General features: G+C 67.9%; 1 protein-coding gene. It reads left to right on the forward strand.

Features of this window, described 5'->3' with window-relative positions; genetic code table 11:
• Window positions 1-265, forward strand: a 265-nt coding sequence (locus ASC93_RS32120) for a hypothetical protein (protein WP_229412722.1), incomplete at both ends; no start/stop codon positions are given.

Here is a 265-nt window from a genome sequence, read left to right on the forward strand (position 1 = left end):
AGCGGAACCGCCTATTGCGCCAGCCCACGCGTCGAAGCCGCGTACTGCGCCAGCCCACGTACCGAAACGGCGTATTGCGCCAGCCCCCGTATCGAAGCGGCCTATTGCGCAAGCCCACGCATCGAAGCCGCCTATTGCGCCAGCCCGCGGACCAAAACGGCCTATTGCGCCAGCCCTCGCATCAAGGCACAGGCCCGCGATGGCGAGGGCGCGACAGCCGCCACCGCTTATTGCGCCAGCCCGCGTGCCGAGACGGCGTATTGTG

Source organism: Massilia sp. Root335 (genome assembly GCF_001425685.1).
Classification (GTDB): Bacteria; Pseudomonadota; Gammaproteobacteria; order Burkholderiales; family Burkholderiaceae_D; genus Telluria; species Telluria luteola.